The following is a 15,917-nucleotide window of genomic DNA, read 5'->3' on the forward strand; positions in this document are numbered from 1 at the left end:
TGCTTGAGGAAGAAAGTTGTAATCATCGGCGGTGGCATCACAGGATTAACAACAATGTATCACTTACAAAAAGATATTCGTGACAAGAACTTGCCGATCGATACATTACTGATAGAAGCATCGGGTAAACTTGGCGGGAAAATTCAAACCGTTCGAAAAGATGGATTTACAATTGAACGCGGACCGGACTCTTTCTTAGCACGAAAAGAAAGTGCAGCTACATTAGCGAAAGAATTAGGTTTTGGCGATGAACTTGTAAATAATAAGGCCGGTCAATCATTTGTCCTCGTAAACAATCGGTTACATAAAATGCCGAGCGGATCAATGATGGGAATTCCAACGCAAATTACGCCGTTTCTATTTTCCGGGCTGTTCTCCCCAATTGGGAAACTAAGAGCTGGTTTTGATCTATTAATGCCGAGATCAAAGCCAGTATCTGATCAATCACTCGGGCACTTTTTCAGACATCGCCTCGGAAACGAAGTGGTTGAAAATTTAATCGAACCATTACTATCTGGTATTTATGCAGGGGATATTGATGAAATGAGCTTAATGTCAACATTCCCGCAAATGTATCAAATTGAGCAGAAACATCGCAGTATTTCACTCGGTATGCGTACACTTGCCCCGAAAAAAGAGATATCTGAACCGAAAAAAGGAATCTTCCAAACAGTGAAAACAGGTTTAGAATCTATCGTAGAATCTCTCGAAGTGAAGATGCATGAAGGTACGATAATAAAGGGAACTCGCATTGAAAAAGTTGCAAAACAGGGTGATGGCTATGCGATTACTCTTAGTAACGGAAAAGAAATAGAAGCGGATGCGGTCGTAGTGGCAAGCTCACATAAAGTATTGCCGTCTATGTTTGCGCAGTACAAGCAGTTTCGTTTCTTCCGCAACATTCCGTCCACATCAGTTGCGAATGTAGCAATGGCTTTCAAAAAATCAGCCATTCAGCGCGATATTGATGGCACAGGGTTTGTCGTCTCTCGAAATAGTGATTACACCATTACAGCGTGTACGTGGACACATAAAAAATGGCCACATACAACGCCAGAAGGAAAAATGCTACTTCGTTGTTACGTTGGACGACCTGGTGATGAAGCGGTTGTAGAACAAACAGAAGAGGAACTCGTTCAGCTCGTACTAGAAGACTTACGAAAGACGATGGATATTACAGAGGATCTAGAGTTTACAGTCGTAAGCCGCTGGAAAGAAGCAATGCCCCAATATACAGTAGGCCATAACGAGCGAATGAAGAAACTCACAACATTTATGGAAAAAGAGTTGCCAGGTATATACTTGGCAGGTAGTTCTTACGCTGGTTCTGGTCTTCCGGACTGTATTGATCAAGGTGAGAAAGCCGCAAAGCTTGTACTCTCTCATTTGGAGAAAGTAATGGATACCGAATTAATTGCACAATAAAGTGAAACGCCTTCAATCACATTGAAGGCGTTTTGTTACTTATTCACCAATAAACATATATAAGTTATTTGGCTTTATCACTGCATCTCCCGCATAAATAACCCACTCTGTTAAGTTATCAAAATCTAAATGATAACTATTTCCTTCACTCATATCTTTTATAAAATATGGTTCATTAATGAGTATTCCTTGAATGAAATCTTCCGTAATGCTTTGCATTTCAAACCACATATGTTCACTTTTTCCTTCTTCGTAGGAGACACCAAACTTAGCGAGGAAACGAAAATCTTCATTTGATTGTTCAATGTGAAAAATGTTGCTGAAATATCCGAAAGTATTCTTCGCATTGTAAGCCATACGATCGGTTTCACTATTTGTTTTATAGAACATGAGCCCTGTAGCTTCCTCGTGTTCTTGGAAAAAGCTTTCAATATATTCTTCTGAAGTATTAAATTGGAATAAGAGAACGGATGGAGATTGATGGTATTCATCTCGGTCATCCATACCACCTAAGAAAGTATTTTGCGCATCTATTGGTTGTAGTTTCACTTCTTCATCCTCAATTGAAGATAATTGAGCCATACTCGTTTTATGCCCAATATAAGATAATCCTTTTTCCCATGGAACAGCTACTGTATGTATAGAACCTTGCTGACTATGCGCGATAACGATAGGCTCATTCATAGGGACTTGTCCATTCTCAACGGCATTATTAGCAAATGTTTGAAAAAGATCGCCAATACCGTAGTAGGAAGAAATGCGATTTGGAATAATTAATTCTATTTCTGTTACGCCCGCTCTTAAAAGGCCGTGTGTATGAAACCAATATTGCGTAGGCGCACCTTCTTTATCGTCCTCATAAACAGAATGAATAACGTACAAGTCAGGAATGTCAGGTAACAATTCATTTTCAACGTGATATTCAATATAGCTTCTAGATATCACTTTCATTGCGGCACTTGAATCGATTACAAATAACAAGTCTGGAGCCAGGTGCCATAAAAACTGTAACTGCTGGAAAAAGCAGTTCAGCACATCGCCTACAAATAGCGTACGAGTAAAAATTTCAGTGCCATAAGCAGCATCTTCAAAATGACGATCTACGATTGTAGCATCTTGTCTATTGTACATTTTATATTCTTCAGGGTCATTCGCCTCATCAATATGCAGTTCATACGGTATGATTGTTTCATCCATATGTAACTCAACAATAAGGCTTGTCTCATCACTAAAAACAATTTTTAACTCATCAACTTTAGTAGAGATCGTTTCTAGCCGCTGTTTTAAATGCTCAATTGTAATTCTAGTTGGTATAACGGCAATCATATCTGAAAAATGACGTTCTAATGTTCCATTCATAGCTGCGCGGTATGTTTCTGTTTGCACTTCCATCCAATCACTCCTATTCAAATGAATTCATTTTCCATGCCAATAAAATTTCGATATTTTCTGTTTTTTCTCTTTCATATTATAAAACGCATTTGTAGAAAGTGTAAAATTATTATTTTGTATTATAGTTTGAAAGCTTGTAAATTAAATAAATTTTTTGTAAAACTTGTCGAAATATCATTCTATATAACGAATCATTTGATATGATAGAAATGCTGAGAAAATATGAAATAGGGAGAGGAAAATGGCTGTGAAGAAATTGTTAAGTGTCTTTTTATCATTCATACTATTGCTTTCATTTACTGGAACTTTAGTACAAGCAGAAGAAACGACTTCTATGTCAGTAGAAAAAGCAATTCAAGTATTTAAGCAGCAAGGGAAAACGAAGGGGACAGTGGAAGGATATATCGTTGGATATACGCAAAGTCCTTCTAAATACACGAAAGATCCGGCTAAGTTTGATGATACAAACGTAGCAATTGCAGATTCGCCAAATGAAACGAATCCAGACAAAATCATGCCTGTTCAGTTGCCAAAAGGCGATGTGAGAGCGGCAGTAAACGTGAAAGATCATCCTGAAAATATAGGGAAGAAAGTTAGTTTAACAGGGACGCTTGAATTATATTTTAGTAGCCCAGGTTTAAAATCGGTAACAGCTCATAAGTTTCAAGGGGAAGGACAAAACCGTGTTAGCGATGTAGTAGCTTCGCCTGGTGGTGGAGAAGTTGCGAAGGGAACAGTGGTAACATTAACAACGAATACAGAAGGAGCAACAATCTACTATACGTTAGATGGCTCTAACCCAACAAACAAAAGTGTTCGTTATAACGGACAAATTGTAGTGAATGAAAACAGTGTGATTAAAGCAATTGCAGAGAAAGAAGGGCTTAATTCTTCAGCGATTTCAACATTTTCATTTATTATCGTAAACAATGAACAAGTTCGTATTCATGATATTCAAGGGAAATCACATATTTCTCCTTACAAAGGGAAGAAAGTATACAATGTGGAAGGCGTTGTAACAGCGCTCGATAAAAACGGTTTTTATATAGAAGATAATCAGCCAGATAATGATCTAGCTACTTCAGAAGGTATGTATGTGTACAAAAAGGATGCGAATGTAGCAGTAGGAGATCTTATTCAAGTTGATGGAGAAGTAGAAGAATATGTTGGACCTGGATATGCAGAAAGGTTTGACACAGACTTAACGACGACTGAAATTAAAGCGAGCCGCGTTGCTGTAATTGCAAAAGATCAACCTTTACCAGCACCGATTGTACTTGGAGAAAACGGTGTAAAAATCCCTGATCAAATTATCGATAATGATGCATTCGGTTTATTTGATCCAAATGAAGATGCAATCGACTTTTATGAAAGTATTGAAGGTATGCGCGTTACGATGCCAACGCCAAAAATTATTGCACCTCAGAAAAACGGGAATTTATATGTAACAGTAGAAAATGGTGGAGATAAAGTCGTAACGAAATATGGCACACCTGTATTAGATGAAAATCAATTAAACCCAGAACGTCTTTCTGTAAAAGTACCTCGTGATTATGTAGCAAAAGTAGGAGATACTTTCACTGGAGATATAACAGGAGTAGTCGGATATGATTACGGTTCATTCCGCATTGCGCCAATAACGGAATTACCATCTGTAGTAGACGGCGGATTTAAGCAAGTAGGGGCAAATATTCAGCCGCGTCTTGATAAGTTAACAGTTGCTACATATAACATTGAAAATTTCTCGGCGAATAAAAAAGAAACAACAGATGAAAAAGTAAAAGCGTTAGCGTATTCTATTAAATACAATTTAAAAATGCCAGATATTATCGGTGTAGAGGAAATGCAAGATAATAACGGAACGATTAATGACGGTACAACAGATGCTTCGTTAAGCGCAAAACGTATTATTGATGCAGTGCTAGAGATTCGCGGGCCAAAGTATGAGTATGTAGAAATTGCTCCAAACAACAATCTAGACGGAGGGGCACCAGGAGCGAATATTCGCGTCGGCTTCTTCTACAACCCATCACGCGTGAAATTAGCAGCAGTACCGAAGTTACTTAATAAAAATGTCGTTCGCATTGGAGACGAAAACCCATTGTTTGAAAGTACACGTAAACCACTTGCGGCAGAATTTACATTCCAAGGACAAAATGTTGTTGTCGTTGCAAATCACTTAAACTCAAAAATAGGAGATGCAACGCCATTTGGAAAAGTGCAGCCACTCGTATTAAAGAGTGAAGAAAAACGAGTTCAATTAGCACAAGAAGTAAACAATTTCGTACAAGGTATTCAGAAAAAGAATACGAATGCACCAGTTGTTGTGTTAGGGGATATGAACGATTTTGAGTTTGCTAAACCACTAAAAGCACTAGAAGGAACAAACTTAAAAAATATGTTAAACAAAGTGCCGAAAGAGAACCGCTACACGTACATTCATGAAGGAAATGCACAAGTGTTAGATCATATTTTAGTAACAAACAACATCGCACCATACACAATTGTAGATCCAGTACATTTAAACTCAAACATTATGAAAGAACATGGACGTGTAAGTGACCACGACCCAGTACTTGCTCAAATTGATTTGAAGAAAGCTTCTTAAATCGTTGTAAAAAACGCTTAGAAATATACTGAGCGTTTTTTTCTGTAAAAATCATGTTAAAATTAATTAAAAATTCAGTTTTTATAACGAGGAGGTTAAAGATGCAAGCATGGTTAAATGGAAAATTAATAAATCAGCTTGCAATTTTTTTTAGTATGATCGTCATGCTACAATTTGTAGCTGATGTAACAGGACTTACTCAAAATTTAGACCTTACGTATAACTTAATACATACAGCCTTGTCCTATGTAACGTTTAGTTTGGCAGTGATTTTTACTTTAATAGGTGCAAGGAGGGAACTAAGTAAATATGCAATTATTTCATTATGTTTAGTTGTAGGTATTAAAGCGATGTACTTTGCGGTAGTCGTAATTTTATGGGGATTGGCAGGTACGCCGTAAAGGGGGGAGGATTATATGAGTATAGAAAATAAAAGGTTGATAGATGTAACTGATAATAAGAGCGTAATTCTCTAAGCTAGCTTAGGGAATTACGCTCTTATTCGTTCAACGATTTAGTTTGAAATTGCTTGAAATGCTTTTCTACACCGTTCTCTTTTTTGTATTCTTCTTCTATATTTTTTTCTATCCCGCTTTACTCCTTGTATATACATAAATAAGCTAACGAGAAGGAAGAAAGTACATTGCATCATTAAAATGTACGGTGACATGCCTTGTAATGGTTGTTTCGGATCATATAAATGAATAGGTGCTCCGCCTATTGAAGGAAGTATTGTATTTAGCAGGACGTACGGAATGGAGGCAACTGCAAATGGAAAGAGAATTGCCATATAGTCCTTTTGTGACCATACAGATGCAGCAAGTCCTAAAAGGGCCATTAAACCTGCAAATAAAAAATTAATTCCGATATATACAGTAATGTAAGTGAGAGGCGCATCTAAATATAGGTTTGCGAACATTCCATCATCATTTATGATGCCTGAACCAGCCGTAGGTGTTCCGTCTGGAATGGTTAATTTGCAAAATAATAACGATAAAATAAATGGAAGCGTATAAAGAAATCCTCCGCAAAAAAACGTAACGATATATTTCGTTACTGAATAAGGAAATATAGAAATCCCCTTGCTCACAAACGGTTTAAAACCATCTGACTTATCCGAATTGTAACTTGTACTAAAGGGGATACTCGCAATAACTGGCATTAATAATAAATAAACATCCATTTCATTGTCGCGAAATCCAATCCATTTTATATCTGTTGATATAGGACCATTCGCTGCGTCTCCTAAATAACGAATGACATAGTAATAGTGATAAATACAAATAAGAACGAATCCACTAAACATCATAATTAAAGAAATACGACTACAAAAAGCTTGCTTTATATTTAAACGAAGCGCACGCATCATGACTGAAAAAGCCTCCACTATTTTGATAAACTTGTCTATTTTCTATATTACTATTAAATGTAAACATTTTCTTGTTTTTTTATTTGATTATTTGAAAAAAGGGAAATTCGTTGTCGTTAAGTAAGGTTTAATTGCACATCTTAAGAACATCTTTTCTTTTTCGCTTTTCTTCTGATACACTATGACAGTATTATATAATTTGACTGGATTTTTTTTATACTGGAAATAATAAAAAAGAGAACTTGTATAGAATGTAAGCGTGTGGTAATATCAAAGATGTACTGATTGACTATATTATCCAATTGGTCATTTTTGGAGGTGACGATGTGGCGATAGATCGAAAACGTTCTATTATTGAAGCTGCAACAAAGTCTTTTTCAGCGTTCGGTTATAAAGCAACAACGATGGATCAAGTAGCGAAATTAGCGAATGTAGGAAAAGGAACGATTTATACTTTTTTCAAAAATAAAGAAGAGCTATTTGGTGAAATTATTTCTAATTTAATTACAGAAATGAAGCAAGTTGCAGAAAATGCAATTCGTTCAGATGTTTCATTTTTTGAAAATGTACATAGAGCATTATATAGCATATTAGAATTCAGAAAAGAACATCAGCTCATGATTAAGTTAATTCAAGAAGAGCGCGATATGGGAACGAAAGAAGTACAAGAAGTGATGCAACAAGTAGATGTGGAAATCGTTTCTGTCATTCAATCGTATTTAAGGATTGCGATTGAAAAAGGTGAGATTAGCAAATGTGATCCAGAAATTACTGCATTTATTATGCTTCGCTTATACGTATCGCTTATTTTTGATTGGGAAAAAAATCATGAACCGCTAGAAAAAGAAAAAATCGCAGAATTATTTGAACTTTATTTATTAAAAGGATTGTCAAACTAAGATAATCCTTTTATTATTATAAAATATGACCAAATGAACAAAGTGGTCATATATTTAATTTAAGGAGGGAAAATAGAAATAGTAATTTTATATTGAGTAAAAGTTGCATAGTATAAATTCGGGGATAAGGCATATGTATGAATAGGTATAGCCTTTTTATTTGGGAGAAAATGACTAAATGAACGATTTGGTCATTTAGAAAAGGGGGAGAAATGATGAAATGGAATCAGTTACTTCGTAAAGAGTTTACTGAAATTATAAAAAGCAAAAAAATATTAATTCCAATTATCGCGGTTTTATTCGTGCCAATTTTATATGCAGGTATGTTTTTATGGGCCTTTTGGGATCCGTATAAACAGTTAGATGATTTGCCAGTTGCGGTAGTCAATTTAGATAAAGGTGCAGTATTTGATGGGAAACCAATTGAGGTCGGAAAAGGGCTCGTTGATAACTTAAAAGACAATACAAGTTTTAAATGGGAATTTGTAAGTGAAAAAGAAGCGAAAAAAGGAATGGAAGGTAGAAAGTATTACATGTTAGTACGCATTCCAGATGACTTCTCAAGTAACGCTACAACGTTATTAAAAGATGAACCAAAACCATTAAACTTAGAATACATTCCAAACGAAAGCTTAAACTTCCTATCTTCACAAATTGGCGGAACAGCCATTGAAAAAATTAAAGGTGAAGTATCAAGTACGTTAACGAAAACATATGCAGAGAAAATGTTTGATTCCATTCAAGACGTCTCAAAAGGATTAGCAGATGGGGCGGAAGGAGCAAATAAACTACACGACGGATCAAGCGAGCTGCATGATGGTTCAAGTAAAGTGACGGACGGCCTTCATACACTTCAAGGGAAGTCTGGGGAGATGAAGGATGGGGTTCAGAAGTTAGCAGATGGATCTAATAAATTAGTAGATGGGTCAGGCCAAGTAACAAATGGTTTAAATACGCTAAATAGCAAAACAGGTGAAATGCAGATAGGTATAGGGAAATTAGTAGATGGATCTGGCAAAGTAACGAACGGTTTAAATACGTTAAATAGTAAAACGGGTGAATTGCGTGATGGATCTGAGAAAGTGACCGGTGGTTTGAACAAATTAGTAAGTAAATCCGGTGAATTAAAAACAGGAACAACTGATCTATCAAATGGTATGGAACAACTGGTTGGGGGACAAAGCCAATTAGAGGAAGCTTCTCAAAAAATTGAAAAAGGTTTGCAAGATTTAAATAGTAAAGTGAAAAATTCTGCTGCAGCTTTAGAGGAAATGCAGTCGAAAGGCCCTTCTATATTGAATACAGTAAATGAGAAAATAGATGGAGCTGGGGCGAATGTAAATCAGTTAAATGAACTTACGCAATCAACAGCAGGAGATGCAAAAAATGCAGCGCAAGATGTAGCGAATTTACAAAAGCAAATTGAAAGTTTACCGAAAGAATATCAGGAGCAGTTACAACCATTCATAACAAGTGCTGTAAAAAGTACAGCGACAGTTCAGCAAAAAGCTGCCGGAGTAGCAGGTGGAACAAATAAATTAAATGAAGAAGTAAAACAATTAAAAGGCGAAATACATCAAAAAACAAATGGACTGCAAAATAAATTACCAAATCCAGCAGGGGTGAAAACTCTAGTAGGTGGTATCGAGAAACTAACGAATGCACAAAATGAATTTGTTAGTAAGTTTCATGGATTTGGTGAGGGATTAGATAATGCAAAAATAGGTGCCGATAAATTAAAAGATGGATCAGTTCAATTAATTGATGGAGTAACGCAATTACAAAGCGGATCTGGAAAAGTGACAGCAGGATTAGGTCAATTATCTGCAGGAGTAAACCAATTAGCAGACGGTTCAAGCCAAGTAACAGGCGGTTTAGGTACATTATCTGTAGGAGCAAACCAAATGGCAGGTGGAGTAAATCAATTAGCAGATGGATCCAGTCAAGTAACAACTGGCTTAGGTATTCTAAATGGTGGTCTAAATAAAATGTCAACTGGCTCAACCCAGCTAATCGATGGAGTAAATAAACTGGCAGACGGATCTGGTAAAGTAACAGATGGCCTCGTAAAAGTAAATGATGGTTCAGGTGAACTTGCTGAGAAACTTGGCGAAGGGGCAGAGAAAACTGGTGAAGTGAAAGGGACGGATAAAACGTATGATATGTTTGCAAGTCCTGTAAAAGTGAAGACGGAGAAAATGGCGGAAGTTCCTAACTACGGAACTGGATTTACACCGTATTTCTTATCACTCGGTTTATTTGTTGGGGCATTACTCTTATCTATCGTATATCCATTACGTGATACAGTGGGCGTTCCGAAATCAGGATTTAGTTGGTTTATTAGTAAGTTCGGCGTGTTACTATCAGTTGGTATTATTCAAGCGATAGTAGCAGATATTATATTACTATTCGGATTAGGTGTAGAAGTACAAAGTATTCCGTATTTCATACTCTTTAGCATCGTTACAAGTTTAGCATTTATCGCATTAATTCAATGTTTAGTAACAGCATTCGGTGATGCAGGGCGTTTCATTGCTATCATCACACTAATTATTCAGCTTACAACAAGTGCTGGAACATTCCCGCTAGAATTGATTCCGAAGTTTTTACAACCATTCAATGCTTGGTTACCGATGACATACTCTGTATCAGGATTGAAAGCAGTCGTATCAAGTGGAGACTTTAATTTCATGTGGCAAAACGTAGGAGTACTCATGATTTTCATCGTTGTATTATCACTTGGAACGATTGCTGCATTAACTTGGATGCACAAACGACAATTTAGAAATATTGCGGAAAATCAATCGATTGAAGCATAGGAAAAAGCACCTTTGTGGTGCTTTTTTCTTTTAACTTATCGTTTCTATAGGTAGTCTACTATGTTAGTGTTACTTTTTGTTTTCGTTCTTTCATTCCATTTCTATTCTTTTTAATGCTAATTCAGCTGCTAATTTCCCGTTATGTTGGCCATGTTCTTTAACCCAATTTAGTTTTTCGCTAGCTGGCACGTATCTATGGAAACCTAGAATTTCAGCGGCTCTCTCTTGTACCCACATATCCGAATCGTCCAAGAGGGGAAGTATTTCATGTAATTGTGCGCGAGGAGTTAAAGCCATAATTGAAAATAAATATTGAGTTCTTTTAGCTTCATTTAATTCATCGTTTTTAAGAAGGTTTTTCAATTCATTAATGGTTTGTACATCTTGCTTTAGTTGCAGTTTATCCGTATTCTCTTTGGAACAAGGATAATATCTTGGAAGTTCATACCAATCGCTTTCAGGATTTTCTAATAGAGCTTTTATTAACGTTTGTACATGAGGATATACTGGAGATAAATCTATTTCCTCATGGTCTATAAAACAAACTTTTCCTGTTAGTGGCCCTAACATGTAAACACCTACATAATTGGAATTATCATCTGTCCATAATGGGAAAACTTCTGAAATATTAACATCTTCATGTAGGTATAAATACACTTCCATGGCTTCTTCAAAGGATAATAAGCGTATTAAAAAGTCATTCTTGTGCTGCAAATAGATTGGATTTTTGAAAGCATTCATCATTTCTTGAGGTAATGATATGTTAAAAAAAGTTGCAATTTGATTAAATAAATTGTCCATTATGTATTCTCCATTCATTATATTTAAAACTAACTCGAAATTTGAACCTCTTCATAAATGGAAACGAATGTTTTGTGGGATTTTTTCGTCATCAACAATTTCGTATTCTATTTACTTATACTCCTATAAATTTTTTACTATACATTAATAATACAAAAGTCCTTTGCAATAACACCAATGTTTTAGAAAATAGATTTTTTATTTTCTGTATTAATTCAGCTATTCCAGAGGCTCAATTAATTTGTCCTTGGAGCTCTTGCTTTTAATTTCTGATTGCAGTCTAAACGAAAGAAAAGGAATTACAACAATTTACAGAGAAAACTAGAATAGAGGAGTTGATATGATGAAAGGAAATCTTACTTATTATTTTATCGTAAATCCGCTAATCATCTTTCTTGTTTACGCCCTTTCACCTATCTTGTTTCATAAAGAAAAATATATAAATATAAAAGATGCATTAGGAATACTTGCAGTTTACTATGTGCTAATTAGCGGATATTACCTTATGGATGTTGTAAGTAAAAGAATGAAGAAAAGTAATAAGGACAAACAATAAAGTTGTATTATTTAAAAACCGATGGAGGATAACAAAATGACCGAAAATGAAATAAAATTCAGAGATACGACGATTCGTAACTTTTTCGATAAAGAGGACCGTCTAAAATCGATTCCAGGTCAAAAGAAGAAAAAACTAGTATTGTTGGAGCATTTAATTAGCAAGTTACACGCTGGAAATCAATATACGGAAAAAGAAATTAATACTTTTATAAAACAGTATCACGATGATTTTTGTACGATTAGACGCGAGTTCATTGTACACGGGTTTATGGAGCGAGAGGATAATATGTACCATATAAACGGGAGAGAAGTGTGGACGAAGTGGGAGGAGTTAAAATAATGAATTAGCGGGGGAATCCCTACTGATGATGAGTTCACGCTAGTTATGCATTTAGCATTATTCTTTCGAGAAAAAGGTAAGAGGTGATTCAGTGATACGATTAGCAAAAGAGATTGATGCAGAATCCATTATGAATATTAGAAAAGAAATTATATTATCGGAAACTACTACAAAGTTTTTTATAGTATCTCCAAATAAATTGCCAAATGATATTGATGCAGAAAAAGAAAAGATACGGAAAGGCAATAGAAAAGGGAATCTTTATATAGTTTATGAAGCAGATAGTAAGGTGGTTGGCTTTTTACTTTTCAATCGCTACGAACTAGAACGTCTACGGCATGTAGGTACAATGGGAATGGGGATTAGAGAGGCGTACTGTAATCAAGGCATTGGTACAAAACTAATTGAATTTCTTATTAGCTGGGCTAAAGGACAGGAAGGTTTAGAGAAAATTTGCTTAGGCGTAGTTTCTATTAATGATAGGGCGATTAAGGTGTATAAACGTATGGGATTTGTAGAAGAAGGAAGACAAAGAAAGCAAATTAAATATGAAGATGGATCTTATGGAGATGACGTATTGATGGGTTTTTACATTGAATGAAATAAAGGAGTTTTCTATTGATAGAAAGTGGGATTTTATGAGTAATTGTATAGTCGGTGCATATTGTACTGAAAAGACTGCCAATATTGGCAGTCTTTTTTTAGTGGAAGGTTTACACTTAGCAAACCTTAAATTCCAATCGCTCTTTCTGACGAAGATGATGTGCAAAATGCATAGAAATAAGCTGGAACCATTCTGCTGCATGTAAGTAGCCAAGCCCAGGGTGCTTTACTTTACAATCACTTGGAATAGAAGAAAGTGTTGGCTCAATATCTTTAACAACTGTAATTAATTCTAGAATACGTTTTTGTATTTCTTCTTTATTAGAGGGATTTTCAGGTGTATATCCAGGATGATTTGGTACTTTGATTTGTATATTTGGAAAAGCACCAAGTTTATATACTTTTTCACCCATATCCGTTTTCTTGTTTGTTGCTGATGGTGTTTCAATTTTACATTTCGCAATGGCATCTAACTGCATATATGTAGAGGCAATTAAATGATTATACATTTGACCAAGAGACCATTCTTCGCTAGACGGCTTCGTCCTAAATTGTTCTATAGAGTACTTTTCTAATTCCTCTATGTAGTACGTTGCTAACTCTTCAAATTTCTTCATATCACTAACTCCTTTTTATGAAAATGTATTTGTTAATACCTACTATAAAGAAGTAATGCTGACAACATTATGTCAGTAGTGAAATGCAAAAATTAAAGTTGTAACATTTTCTTTGCTTCATCACGGATTTTTTCAGATAGAACGTTTGGCTCAAGTACTTGCACTTGGCTTCCCCAACTCAATACCCATTGAAACACTTCATCTATGTTTCTTGATTTCAAAAAGACGTGAAAACCATCATTTCTATGTTCGTATGAATCTATAAAGAAGTATCGTGATTCAATAATTTTATGTGCAATACGGGATGGGAATAATAAATGAATCATCACAGTACGGTTGCTTGCGGGCTGATATTCTTGCAAAGAAAAGTCTTCGGGTTTTGTAAAGGATTCTTGTTCTTGCTGTAATTTCTCCATTCGATCTAAGCGGAAATTACGTATTTGTTTTCTAAGTAAACAGTAGGCAACGATGTACCAAATTCCTGAAATATTGACTAAGCCGTAAGGATGAACGGTCCGTTTTATTTTTGTAGTTTCTCTCGGTTTCAGATAAGAAAAAGAGATAGCCTGTTCTTTTTGAATAGCTTCTTGCAATAGGAGAATTTGATTTTCCAGCTTTTCTTGTTCAGATTGCTGATGTGAAAATATAGGAGAAAGGAAACGAAAAGTTCCTCGTAATTCCTGGGCTTTCTTTTGTTGATCAGTAGGGAGAACAATTTCAAGTTTCTCTTTTGCTGATCGTGCATGTACAGAAAAAGAAGAAGTGAAAGTTTTCTCGATATAATCACCGCCTAATAAAAGAGTAACAGCCTCTTCAGGCGTAAGTTGAATGGGTGGTAAGAAATAACCATCCATTAATGAGTAGCCGTGGCCGGGCATGGCGAAAAGTGGGACGCCAGATTCACTAAGTGCATCCATGTCTCGATAAATCGTTCTTATACTTGTCTCAAATTTTTCCGCTAAGTTTTGTGCTGTAACAGTTTGTCTTCTTTGTAATTCAATTAATATAGCTAATAAACGATCCGTCCGATTCATGAAATATCTCCTTTTATCTTTAATAAATATGCCTCCTGTAAACTTCTAAAAGTAGTATAAATTCTCCTCCCATTAACATACTTTTCCCTATGTATAATATTAATATAGTAAAATCATAACAACCCATGTTGCAGTTTCCAATAATATACTATATAATCAATTTAAGAAAACGTTTTCATGCAAAGGGGGAGAATTTCGTGTCGACTATAGAGGACGTGGCGAAATTAGCGGGGTTATCAAGGACAACGGTTTCTAGGGTGATTAATAATCATCCATATGTTTCAGATGAGAAGAAAAAAAGGGTTCAATTAGCAATGAAGCATTTAGGCTTCGTTCCTAATTCTGCGGCGAGAAGGCTTCGTAAACAAAAGACGGAAACAATTGCGGTGCTAGTTCCAAGGATTACAAATCCTTTCTTCAGTAGATTTATCGAAGCAATCGAGATTGCTGCTTCTGAACATAAATATAAACTGATTATTTGTCAAACAAGATATTTACCGGAAAAAGAGATGGAGTATTTACAATTATTATCTACGAAACAAGTAGATGGGATTATTCTATGTTCACTAGAAAATCCGTGGGAAGATGTAGAGCCATACTTACAGCACGGTCCAATCGTGTTATGTAATGAATATATTGAGGAAGCAAATGTTCCGACAGTGAAGTTTGACCATGCACAAGGAGCATACATAGCTGCGAAGCATGTGTTAGAACAAGGATATCGTAATCTTATTTTTTGTCGTGGTAACGAAACCAAAGTGGTTAGTCAACAGCGAAAAATGGGCTTTTTACGTGCCATAACAGAGAAGAGCCGCCAAGTAGAAGCGATCGATTTTCTTGAAAACGCTTTCTCTTGGGAGGATGGAAAACGAATATTCCATGAAGTATTAAAGGACAAAAAAAATCCTACCGCGATTTTGGCAGGAGGCGATGAAGTAGCAGCTGGAATTATTTCAGAGGCGAAACGCCATGACTGGAGCATTCCAGATGATCTAGCTGTTATCGGTTTTGATAATCAAATTTTATCACAGATTACAGAGCCAGGTATTACGACAATTGAACAGCCAATCGATGAGATGGCCCGAAAAGTTGTCGACCTGATGATGGATAAAATCCATACGAAAAATTATCGAAAAAAAGAATTGTATGAGTTTGAACTGGAGCTCTTGGTGAAAGGTTCAACGATGAAGGATACGATGTTATTAGCCTAGTAGACTATGTCTGCTAGGTTTTTTTATGTTCACAAACTACTATTCTTCGTGAACGCAGTCATCACATTTGTTATGGTATGCTTCGTGTTGCTCATCAATTTCTTTCCCGCAGTGCGCACAAGTTTTCGTCGGCAAATTTCTGAAAAACTCCATTGGTTGATCGATCATGTCAATCCCTCCATTTCCATTTCTTACTATCATTGTATTAGTACAAAAAATAAAAGTCAACAACTGTTTTATA

15 protein-coding genes are annotated in these 15,917 nt (G+C 35.7%); 9 read left to right on the plus strand and 6 right to left on the minus strand.

Features of this window, described 5'->3' with window-relative positions; translation table 11 throughout:
* The first annotated feature begins 3 nt into the window (after nt 1-3).
* The gene (gene hemY, locus ACUXEY_RS03725; RefSeq protein ID WP_461300126.1) at nt 4-1,425 is read left to right on the plus strand and encodes a protoporphyrinogen oxidase; all 1,422 of its coding nucleotides are present in this window, start codon (nt 4-6) and stop codon (nt 1,423-1,425) included.
* Nucleotides 1,426-1,464: 39 nt separating this feature from the next.
* On the opposite strand, the gene ACUXEY_RS03730 is transcribed toward hemY, so the two are convergent.
* Nucleotides 1,465-2,817 (minus strand): DUF4026 domain-containing protein, encoded by a 1,353-nt coding sequence (locus ACUXEY_RS03730; RefSeq protein WP_461300127.1) that lies wholly within the window; start codon nt 2,815-2,817, stop codon nt 1,465-1,467.
* A 241-nt stretch (nt 2,818-3,058) separates the two neighbouring features.
* Here ACUXEY_RS03730 and ACUXEY_RS03735 point away from each other — a divergent pair, with 241 nt between their 5' ends.
* Together ACUXEY_RS03735 and ACUXEY_RS03740 are read left to right on the plus strand one after the other, a co-directional pair.
* Nucleotides 3,059-5,425, plus strand: coding sequence for a DUF6359 domain-containing protein (locus tag ACUXEY_RS03735; RefSeq protein WP_461300128.1), 2,367 nt, complete (start codon nt 3,059-3,061; stop codon nt 5,423-5,425).
* Nucleotides 5,426-5,526: 101 nt separating this feature from the next.
* Nucleotides 5,527-5,826 (plus strand): hypothetical protein, encoded by a 300-nt coding sequence (locus tag ACUXEY_RS03740; protein WP_461300129.1) that lies wholly within the window; start codon nt 5,527-5,529, stop codon nt 5,824-5,826.
* A 113-nt stretch (nt 5,827-5,939) separates the two neighbouring features.
* On the opposite strand, the gene ACUXEY_RS03745 is transcribed toward ACUXEY_RS03740, so the two are convergent.
* A complete protein-coding gene (locus ACUXEY_RS03745; protein ID WP_353841396.1) occupies nt 5,940-6,794 on the minus strand; it encodes a hypothetical protein in 855 nt (284 codons plus the stop codon).
* A 326-nt stretch (nt 6,795-7,120) separates the two neighbouring features.
* Between ACUXEY_RS03745 and ACUXEY_RS03750 the strand changes: the two genes are divergently transcribed.
* Both ACUXEY_RS03750 and ACUXEY_RS03755 read left to right on the plus strand, forming a co-directional pair.
* On the plus strand, nt 7,121-7,693 hold the full coding sequence (locus ACUXEY_RS03750) for a TetR/AcrR family transcriptional regulator (protein ID WP_327957915.1): 573 nt from the start codon (nt 7,121-7,123) through the stop codon (nt 7,691-7,693).
* 215 nt (nt 7,694-7,908) lie between these two features.
* Nucleotides 7,909-10,512 carry a YhgE/Pip family protein gene (locus ACUXEY_RS03755; RefSeq protein ID WP_461300130.1) on the plus strand — a complete coding sequence of 868 codons (2,604 nt, stop codon included), beginning with the start codon at nt 7,909-7,911 and terminating at the stop codon, nt 10,510-10,512.
* Between the two features lie 90 nt (nt 10,513-10,602).
* Here ACUXEY_RS03755 and ACUXEY_RS03760 read toward each other — a convergent pair whose 3' ends face one another.
* Nucleotides 10,603-11,313: a hypothetical protein gene (locus ACUXEY_RS03760; RefSeq protein WP_429600795.1), complete on the minus strand. Its 711-nt coding sequence runs from the start codon at nt 11,311-11,313 to the stop codon at nt 10,603-10,605.
* Between the two features lie 340 nt (nt 11,314-11,653).
* Between ACUXEY_RS03760 and ACUXEY_RS03765 the strand changes: the two genes are divergently transcribed.
* The 3 genes from ACUXEY_RS03765 (at nt 11,654) to ACUXEY_RS03775 (ending at nt 12,812) form a co-directional block, all read left to right on the plus strand.
* The gene (locus ACUXEY_RS03765; RefSeq protein ID WP_429600794.1) at nt 11,654-11,869 is read left to right on the plus strand and encodes a hypothetical protein; all 216 of its coding nucleotides are present in this window, start codon (nt 11,654-11,656) and stop codon (nt 11,867-11,869) included.
* 36 nt (nt 11,870-11,905) lie between these two features.
* Complete coding sequence (locus ACUXEY_RS03770; protein WP_429600793.1) at nt 11,906-12,211, plus strand: DUF2087 domain-containing protein; 306 nt, start codon at nt 11,906-11,908, stop codon at nt 12,209-12,211.
* 91 nt (nt 12,212-12,302) lie between these two features.
* Nucleotides 12,303-12,812 (plus strand): GNAT family N-acetyltransferase, encoded by a 510-nt coding sequence (locus ACUXEY_RS03775; protein WP_429600792.1) that lies wholly within the window; start codon nt 12,303-12,305, stop codon nt 12,810-12,812.
* 118 nt (nt 12,813-12,930) lie between these two features.
* Here ACUXEY_RS03775 and ACUXEY_RS03780 read toward each other — a convergent pair whose 3' ends face one another.
* Complete coding sequence (locus ACUXEY_RS03780) at nt 12,931-13,431, minus strand: DinB family protein (protein ID WP_166703619.1); 501 nt, start codon at nt 13,429-13,431, stop codon at nt 12,931-12,933.
* Between the two features lie 92 nt (nt 13,432-13,523).
* Nucleotides 13,524-14,465 carry a helix-turn-helix transcriptional regulator gene (locus ACUXEY_RS03785; RefSeq protein ID WP_461300131.1) on the minus strand — a complete coding sequence of 314 codons (942 nt, stop codon included), beginning with the start codon at nt 14,463-14,465 and terminating at the stop codon, nt 13,524-13,526.
* Between the two features lie 197 nt (nt 14,466-14,662).
* Between ACUXEY_RS03785 and ACUXEY_RS03790 the strand changes: the two genes are divergently transcribed.
* Nucleotides 14,663-15,676 carry a LacI family DNA-binding transcriptional regulator gene (locus tag ACUXEY_RS03790; RefSeq protein ID WP_000103726.1) on the plus strand — a complete coding sequence of 338 codons (1,014 nt, stop codon included), beginning with the start codon at nt 14,663-14,665 and terminating at the stop codon, nt 15,674-15,676.
* Between the two features lie 39 nt (nt 15,677-15,715).
* Here ACUXEY_RS03790 and yhfH read toward each other — a convergent pair whose 3' ends face one another.
* Nucleotides 15,716-15,844, minus strand: coding sequence for a protein YhfH (gene yhfH / locus ACUXEY_RS03795; RefSeq protein ID WP_000567010.1), 129 nt, complete (start codon nt 15,842-15,844; stop codon nt 15,716-15,718).
* Nucleotides 15,845-15,917 lie beyond the last annotated feature (73 nt).

The sequence above is a fragment of the Bacillus sp. F9_6S_D1_P_5 genome (assembly GCF_054823925.1).